This is a genomic window from Colwellia psychrerythraea 34H (assembly GCF_000012325.1).
GTDB classification, from domain to species: Bacteria; Pseudomonadota; Gammaproteobacteria; order Enterobacterales; family Alteromonadaceae; genus Colwellia; species Colwellia psychrerythraea_A.
Genome location: NC_003910.7, coordinates 3,070,026 through 3,079,112 on the forward strand (window position 1 = coordinate 3,070,026; position 9,087 = coordinate 3,079,112).

The 9,087-nt window shown below is 34.8% G+C and carries 5 protein-coding genes; 1 reads left to right on the top strand and 4 read right to left on the bottom strand.

The features are described 5' to 3' along the window. The first annotated feature begins 16 nt into the window (after positions 1-16). Complete coding sequence (gene queC, locus CPS_RS13155) at positions 17-676, top strand: 7-cyano-7-deazaguanine synthase QueC (protein ID WP_011043729.1); 660 nt, start codon at positions 17-19, stop codon at positions 674-676. Between the two features lie 109 nt (positions 677-785). On the opposite strand, the gene CPS_RS13160 is transcribed toward queC, so the two are convergent. Genes CPS_RS13160 through dpdJ form a run of 4 tightly spaced genes read right to left on the bottom strand, consistent with a single transcriptional unit; the run spans position 786 to position 9,063 of the window. Then, positions 786-1,823: a DUF2971 domain-containing protein gene (locus CPS_RS13160; RefSeq protein ID WP_011043730.1), complete on the bottom strand. Its 1,038-nt coding sequence runs from the start codon at positions 1,821-1,823 to the stop codon at positions 786-788. Positions 1,824-1,857: 34 nt separating this feature from the next. Then, a complete protein-coding gene (gene dpdD / locus CPS_RS22920; RefSeq protein WP_049757875.1) occupies positions 1,858-4,050 on the bottom strand; it encodes a protein DpdD in 2,193 nt (730 codons plus the stop codon). Continuing rightward, positions 4,037-4,639, bottom strand: coding sequence for a phospholipase D-like domain-containing protein DpdK (gene dpdK, locus CPS_RS13170; RefSeq protein ID WP_011043732.1), 603 nt, complete (start codon positions 4,637-4,639; stop codon positions 4,037-4,039). Before dpdK ends, dpdD begins: the two co-directional genes overlap by 14 nt. Next, positions 4,636-9,063 carry a protein DpdJ gene (dpdJ, locus tag CPS_RS13175; RefSeq protein ID WP_011043733.1) on the bottom strand — a complete coding sequence of 1,476 codons (4,428 nt, stop codon included), beginning with the start codon at positions 9,061-9,063 and terminating at the stop codon, positions 4,636-4,638. The genes dpdK and dpdJ overlap by 4 nt, the downstream gene beginning before the upstream one ends. Between the last annotated feature and the right edge of the window lie 24 nt (positions 9,064-9,087).

Consider the following 9,087-nt stretch of genomic DNA (forward strand, 5'->3'; position numbering starts at 1 on the left):
GAAGGGAATTTAAGAAATGAAAAAACTTGTTGTTATATATTCAGGTGGAATGGACTCTTTTACGGCTTTAAACAAAGCAGTAAAAGAAGGTTTTGATGTATATGCTCTGTCTTTCGATTATGGTCAAAAGCATAATAAAGAACTCATTTACGCACAAAATGTGTGTAATGAACTTAATGTTCCACACAAAATTTTAGATATAAAATCTATCTCAACATTGTTTACTAGTTCATCACTTGTTTCAGACGATATTAATGTACCTGATGGCCATTATGAAGCTGATAACATGAAATCGACTGTAGTGCCCAACCGTAATATGATTCTCATTTCATTGGCCATTGGTTATGCTGTAGACATTGAAGCTGAAGGTGTTTGGTATGGTGCTCATTCGGGTGACCATTTAATTTATCCCGACTGTCGACCAGAGTTTGTAAAAGTTATGGACCAGGCTTCAAAAGTAGCTAACTTTGAACCGGTTTATGTTCATGCTCCATATTTAAATACCGATAAAATTGGTATTCTTAAAGATGGTATCAAAATGGGCCTAGACTATTCAAAAACATGGACGTGTTATCAAGGAAAAGAAAAAGCATGTGGCACATGTGGTTCTTGTGTTGAAAGACTTGAGGCTTTTCAAGCCAACAATATTGATGACCCTGTTCAATACAGCATTTAAAAAATTGATACTATGCAAAGTTCCTTAATATCAATAGTAATGACTAAGTAAAATATTGGTTGGGGATTAGTAGAGAATAGCTAAGAATATTTTCTACTAATTGGAAAGATCACGACAGTCTAAAAATAGGTTCGAAAGAAAGCTCAAATCGTTCTGAACTAGCACTAGCCTTATAAATATCCACATGCTGTAGGCTGGCATTACCTTCTATTTTTTTAATAAAATTTTCTACATCTTGTTTTTCTGTCCGGCAACCAATATAAACTGACTTTATCGCTTTTGGTGAGACCTTATATAAAAAAACTGTTCTAGGATCTTTAGATATTTCACGTAAGTTTTGAGAATAGGTCGAGTCTTTCCAAAAATCAGACAAGCTTTTGAATTCATTTTTCGATTTGTTTTCTTTGTAAGGCATAGCTTCCGGGAAAAAGTGAAGCATATCTTCCATTAAAATATCATCTATATGCAGTAAATACATATCATCTTCCATTTCCTGAAACTTGATATTCATACCTTGCATCGTGGCATCATAAAGTCTATCTAAATGGCATTCATGTACAACTATAGTATCCGCATCAAATAGAGGAAGAATTACCCTGTGCTCCTTTTCATAGATCCATTCATCACTTTTAATTAAAAAGTGTTCAAGAATGTTTTCATATTGATCAATAACCGGCCTATTTCGATTGTATCTAACTCTATGGAGAAACCCTGTGTTTATGTCTCGTCTTTTCTTAGACTCTTTCACATCAATAGCTATTTCGTGATCAAAACAACTGATCACACCCTCATCTATTGTTTCTGTGCCTCCATCCTTTATCTGACTAAGAAAATTATAAGCCTTAACATCTTTATGGAAGTACCTTTCAAAGATCGGTTTGCTTGGGTCAAACTCAATAACTATACCTTTATGCTCGTCTGCATAATGAGACCACATTAACAAATTATTATGAGTTTCAGAAACGGAAAAAACTGAATAGTCAAAATAAGAATTAATGCATTTATCTTCATCACCACTGTTTCTCATTGAGCCAGCTGGCGTAAGTTCAAAAGGGTCATTAAGTGAAAATTTTTGACTCCCCCGTACTAAAAGATTATCAAAAAAATCTTCCCTTAAAGGAGAGTATTTATATATATTCTCTATCACAACTTTACTTCTCGTTTCTAGTCTTACAAATAAATTAGTTAATGAAGTCTGTTAATGCTCTAATAATCGAAGAACTACCTTTGCCATCACAATAGATAATATCTTTATTTATTGCTTTAACGGCATAATAGGATTGGTGAGCAGCACTTTTATTACAGAAAATAAAGTAATCAGCACTTGAAGCAAGGTTCTTCAATTTGTCTGTGGCGACTTTATCATGGTTCAGTTTAATAACGACTCCAGGGAACAAGCTCTGTAACATTTCAGCAGCCCGTTGTCCTGCTTTCTCGGTAAGTGTTGATATACCGATTAACTTGTCTTTTAATGAAACTTTTGTATCTTCATTAGAGGAATCATCCTCACTCATTAAATGATCAAAAGACTTATCTTCTGGTGCTATGTGTTTATCTAGCCATGTAAGAACTGTTTGTAGTTCGAAATCAATATCAGACCAATGTGTTATTGAATATTGGCAGATGCCATTCCACAGTGGATATCTCACTACTTCCGGTGACTTTATTGCATAATCAAATAACATTTCGCTAAATTCAATAATGATAGGTAGTGATTTTCGACTTATTTCTACCTTAACTACAACCTCAAAAGCCTCTATTGCAGACGAGTACTGTTCTATAGAATGAGGAGTATTGAGTAAGCCTTGAATTAAGTCTCTCATCAGGCCAAGCGTTATGTATGACGTTTCATCATCCATTGCAATTAACTCAATCAGCCCTAACCAAAAAGCGCTAGTGGTTACTACTTTGTTATCATCTAACCAACTAAGTAAATGAGGAGCTATATTTCGAATACTTTCGGCATCTGCTGAAGTTGATATCGCCTCGGTAATAGATTTAATATCGAACTCGCAAGGTTGCCATTCACTTATTAAATCAAAATTAATAAGCTCTCCATTTGCATAGTGTTTAAACCAGTCATTCCAAGAGTTAATAACTGAACTCTTGGGGTTTTCTGCTGTTGGTTCAACAACCTCACTTTCTTCAATAATTACCGGTTCATTATTACTACCATATATATAATCTTCTAATGAACTCCATAATTTCCTAAAGGGAGCTGAGGCTTTTGTTTTTTGACGAATTTCAAAAGGAAGCTCTTCTAGCCAACTGAATATTTCACTAACCTCAGAGGGCATACATGCTTTTGAGTAATCCAGAACTTGAGTAACCACATCAAGACTCATAGGGGAATCAAATAAAGCTTGAAGCCTTGAAGACTCAATTGATAAAGCATTACGAGTTTCAATGAAGGATTCAATTTTTTCAAATAACTCACTCACCCACTCTTCTGTGATAAAGCCAGGTGAAAATGAAACGATATCGCTTTTATCAATCCCTATACTAACAGCTAAAGCAGACCAAGCTTCCCAGTCCTCTTTATATTTATCTTCTTCCTTCAGTCTAGGTTTTGAAAGTAAAAACGATTCATAATCAGCTAAATTAGGCTTTAAACCAACCCAATCTACATTAGACAAATCAGTTAAATCTAAATTGTTTACATGCATCAATGCACGAATTAATAAATGGTATATTCTCGTGGGGATTATACCCGCTAAATAATCAGGTAAACTCTTATGTTCAAGTATTTCATGCCATGAAGCGTTAATAGCCAAGGATTGAAGTTCAAGACCCACTAAGTTTCTATGACTTAACTTACCTGAGCCTTTAGCTTCATTATAAAAAGCTAGCGCACTTTCTCCATCGCCTTCTCGACTTGCTAAAAAGAAATCACGTAGAATACGTCCTATTGGACGTAACCTTACACTGGCAAAGTTAGGCTTTTCTTCAAATCGGGCAGAGACTTCATTTAACGTTTTAACTATATAACTAGTATCTTCCTTAAAGTTGTCGGTATTAACTTGAGTGAACCTGATTACGCCGTGCGATTGATTAAATAATAATGGCTGTTCAAACTTAAGGTCGGGTGACTTTATTATTTCATAAGATGATGTATGTGAAGATCCTAATCCGTAATATAAGCAGTTCTTCAACTCGTTTAATGATTTTGTGTCTGGGCACATACCATAGAAGTACAATTGACCATTTACATAAGCCGGTAAAAAGAATGGAGTTTTAGATTCCAAATTGCGTATAGACTTTAACAATAATAAATTTATAGAGTCAGAGATTTCTTCCACTGGTTTCTCTAATTCAATTGCATTCTCGGCAGTAAAAAAGTCTACAAACCAAGATGGATAGTTAGAAAAAGTCATGTTCATCATCCTCATCTTCTTCAATTTCAACAACTGGATTTTCTATCGCTTTTGTTTTTTGTTGATAGTTTTTAAAATAAAGATTACTGAAATCAATCCTAGTGGTTGAAATCTGATGAGTATCACCTGAAATAGTGACTAACTCATCATTTCTATTTGCCCCTGAGAAAGTAAAGTTCATTGAACCATCAAAAAAACACGACTCTGTAACTAACCCTTTAATATGCACTTTATCTGATATTTCAAACCTAAATCCGTCTTCATTGACAAGCTTGTTTTTCAATAGGCTAAGTGCAGAATCATTTGTTTTAGTCTCATTAACTACAAGGTTGAGTTTACAACCATTCAGCACAGCTGTTTCTAATAACTCTATAAAGGTAACCATTCTATTACCCCAACTCGCATTAAGGTAACTCCAATTTCCAGAGCGATTATCGAGTATCTCAAAATCAGTAAACCAGGCTGTTACTAACCATATTTCTTGCGGTGATAGTATTAGCCCTGCAAAAGTACTTCCTAAAACCTCTTTTAAATGTCGCTTACCTAATGGCGTGTTTGTTAATATTTTACGAGAATTGGAATTAATCATTGAATAGCCTCCGCCAGCTCGACAAATAATATTATTTCACCTAATTGTCTATCAATTCTATTAACCCTAATGTGGAAAAACATACCTAGTTGATCTATCTGAATTGTATTTATTTTTAATATAATTTGATTTAATTTAGATAAGTGTTCAGATGAAATTACAAGCTTAACTATCCCTTTACGACTAATTCTTTGTTGTAATTCTCCCTCCCAGTTATTTCCATAATTCATTGTTTCACTATTGCCAGATATCATTTGTTCGACAATTAGCCTTTCTGTTCTATTATTTCCACTTATGAAGCGATTATAAAACTGTGTACTGGACTGACGTATAACATTGCCTCTAGGCCATAACTGCCCAATGACCTTATCTTTAAGCTTGTTTATAGTTACATTCGTATCCGATGTAATTTCTTTAGCTATTAGAAAAGATGCTATGTTTAAAGGTATCTCTACTTTTAACTCTTTTTCAATTTCTCGCCATCTGTCCATCCAGCTCTTTAAATCTCTATCTGTTTCTTTAGAACTGCCGGCTTTTAATACTCGAGTATGAAGAATGCTATTGAAGCTATGAGATAAAATGACTCCCATCTTTCTTAAGTTTTCATTAATAGCCACATTTGCTTTAACTCGTGCACTAAATTTTTGTGAGTCTCTATGAGACTTAAAAGATGATTCTAAATTTTCGTCACACTCTAATTTTGATAATAATTGATGAATATCAAAATCAACCTGCTCATAATCACCTGCCTGAAAACATCTAGAGAAATGATTTAGAATATTAAGAGGATCACTACTGTATACCCTCTCAAACCTATTAATTATACCTACCCCACCTGATTCATTCTCAGTTAACCAAATAGTTAAGTCATCACCCATCCATACCGGATCTACATTTAAATCATTATCACCAACATCTGGTAATACCGTACTTACCAATTGATTAATGCCTCCAGAGAGGGTATTTGACATTAATATTCTCAACCATGAAATATACGAATCACCTGACAATTCAGTATATAAAGGGGTTAATAAGTTACTAATTTCACCAATAATTAAATCGTTCGATAAAAGGGAAATCAACTCACTTTGTAACGCCTGCTCTTCATCTTCGTCCTCACTTAATACATTCAATTGAAATAATTCTAGAGGGATAGTATTTAGTAACTCTCGTCCTTCTTTTGAACTCAAAAACGTAATAGAGTCTTGAATAGATAAGTTTTTTTGCGTTGAAATGAATATCACTGTGGTAGTAACACACTCAAATACCCAATTTGCTTGAAATGTATTGTTAAAAATAGAAGAATTTACAAAGCAATCTTGAACAAAAGAAAAGCGTAAAGAAGACTCAACGTTTTCATTTGTCCCTAAACTAAGTAACTGCTCATCTGAGAATGTAAAGTTCCACCTCATTCCATCGACAAAGAGAATAGTCCCAATACCAACTGATTCACCTTGTTCTTGCCAATTTAATTTAATATTAGATGCTTCTTTAGTCTTAAATTTAATCTGAGCATTAGATCCCGTTGTATACCTTGTAACCTCAACTGGTTGCATATGTTTGTGCTCAAAAAAACAAACATTACTTAAATGACGTTTCCAGTCACAATTAGCAGGAAGTGACAGTTGATGCTTGTCTTCATCAATTTCAAATATGCTCTCCCAGTTCAAAAAAGCATTACTTGTTTCTGTAACATTCTTTAGTTCAAGTCGTTTCGTTAGTATTTGCCTTGGTTGATAGATTTTCATCTGAGTACCAGGCTTATAAATTATTTCTTTAATAAAGTCTCTATTTAGTCCAAAAGCATCTTCAACTTCGAAGCCTATTTCACCATCAACTCCTACCTCTGGCTCAAAACCTTCAGGGACTAGCCAATCAGTTTCATAACGGTTATTTAATGTAAATCGTTTCGAAATTCTTCCCGGAGCATATTCTTTTAATCCCTGAAAGAACCCCATACTTTGCCATTCCTGAGTTCTCTCCTCTTTACTCCCCCTAAGTAAGGAGATATCAAGTGATGGGAGAATTAGTTCACTAAATAATGTAGCAGGTATAAACTCAGGCATAGGTGAACCTTTACTTTGAACACCTAACCACTCTTGCCCATTTACAGACCAATTAGTTCGTAGCTTTTGTAATAAGCTGGGTAAGAAGTCCATTAATAAAGAGCGCGGAGGTTGCCAACAAAGCTTTTCAACTTCCTGACTATTAATCCCAAGAGATGAAGTCAAATAGGCTGTTAATGAATTCTTCTTACTTGAACCATCTAACAAGGCATTGATAGCTTTCTCTAATTTATAAAGGTATTTTTTATTATTTGAATATTGGTTGGGATTCCTTAGGTAATACCAAATACTTCCTTTACCAACCTCTCTACCTAACCACTCCAAAGTGGCCAAACTTGCTTGCATCTTTTGTATATGGTTATTTCCGACAGGTAGTTTGTTCACTTTAATTTCTGGATCTACCAAATTTTCATATCTATGAAAAGCTACTCTGTCACGCCCATAATCAGAAAGGACTGTAATCATCCAAGGTCTCATACCTCGAGATCGCCCTGCACGCCCTTTACGTTGAAGATATGATGCTACGCCCCTTGGTGCTTTGTGTTGAATAACAGCTCCAACTTTTGCATCGTTGTAACCAACTTCTAAGGAGGCTGTTGCGACAATAATTTCAGCCGTTTCACTTACCCCTGAATCTTGGCTTGAAGTTCGACCTACTTCCGCACGATCTTCTTCGTCTGTACTATGTCCGATATATTCACAATTCGACCAATCTTGACCAAGTAGTTGAATTTGTTCTTTATTTGTCTGATAGTTAGGATGCTTTTCGCTTCTGAGAAATGCTAACGGCTCAGCTTCAGGAGTAAGTTTTTTAAATGCGTGACTCCACCCCTCTGCATCTGCAATCATCTCAAAGAGTCGATTGTTAACATCTAAGTCATCTGTAAAAACAAATGTTTTGGTTCCAAAAGTGCCTTTTGATGCAGGCTCTTTATTACTATTACTATCTAACATACGTCGAGTTAGCATAGTTGTTTGAATTGTTGTTGAAAGAAGTGCTGATTGAGATACAGGATCGCCTCGCAAAGCCAATAGATATTCAGCACCTTCTTCTATTATTTCTGAGGGTAGAGGCTCAATTAACTCAACATTATGCTTTGCTGTTCCGGTTAAACTGCCAAAAAAACCAGCTGCGTCACTAAGGGTTGCTGATAGTCCAACAAAGTGGGGTTTATTGTCTGAACGCTTCATCCACCGTTTAAGTAAATAGGACGTTTGGGCACCTGTTGTGCCTTCATATGTATGAACTTCATCAAGTAGAACTAGTGGGATTGGCTTGTTAGTATCAACGCCGAAAAGATGATTATATTTACTGTTTGCTAGATGTTGGTTTAACATCTCAGTTGTTGTAAAAAGAATATCTGGTTCTGAAGATTGTCGAGTTAGTGCAACCTCATCATCATTAATTTTATGCCCACAGCGACTACAAGTCAGTATTTCTTTCTTTAATTTTACATCTTCTTCTAACCACTTTAAATTTCCAGAGCATTTGCACTTTAATAAATCAAAATCAATGGCATTAAACTTAAGCTTATCATTTAAATAATCACCATCTAATGTGTCTCCAAAAAAAGTACCTATTTTAATTTTTCGTTTATTATTGGTTAACAAGTAATCATCCAATAACCTTGCTTGTTTAAACGTTTCATTATACTGGTCTTTAAGTAGTTCTTTTCGAGGATAGATTGCTAATATTTGAACTCGATTACTATGATCACTGCAAATGTTTTGTGATAGTTGTGTCAAAGCAGGTAAATAAAAGGAGAGGGTTTTTCCACTACCGGTTCCAGAACACACGATGGTTCCCGAAGGTTGATTAGGCCTTGAACTAGACATGTGCTTTGAGTACTTATCTAATACTCTTTCTGTAGCTCTTACTTGAAAACCAGAAAGGTTAAATGATTTACTACCTCCACCTAATAATGAGAGCAATACCTTACTGTGCTCATTAGACAGTTTCAATTTTTCTTTTAGTTGACTAATAGCCATTGAAGATGGCATGTTTCTGTTAGGATATTGGCGTGGTCGACGAATAAAACGAAAGTCGGAGACTAATGTTTTAGCGCTTCTAAGGTCTTGTCCATGAAACCATTGTCTCAAATTACTATAGAGATAAATTGCCTCAGCCATTCTAGATCGATAACAATCAACTATATAAGAAGATTTTACTTCTACAATTAGGCTTTGCTCACATAACTCTTCAAAAATCTCTTCCCAATCAGATGGTGTTCGTAACTTTATGAGTTCTATAATCTCACTCTTATTAAAATAAAAACTCGTATCACCCCATGTTAATAATTTAATTTCTTTCTCTTCAATTAAATCAAGACAAGATAAAATTAGGCTTTGTTCAATCATAACTATCTATACCGCTCATTAGTT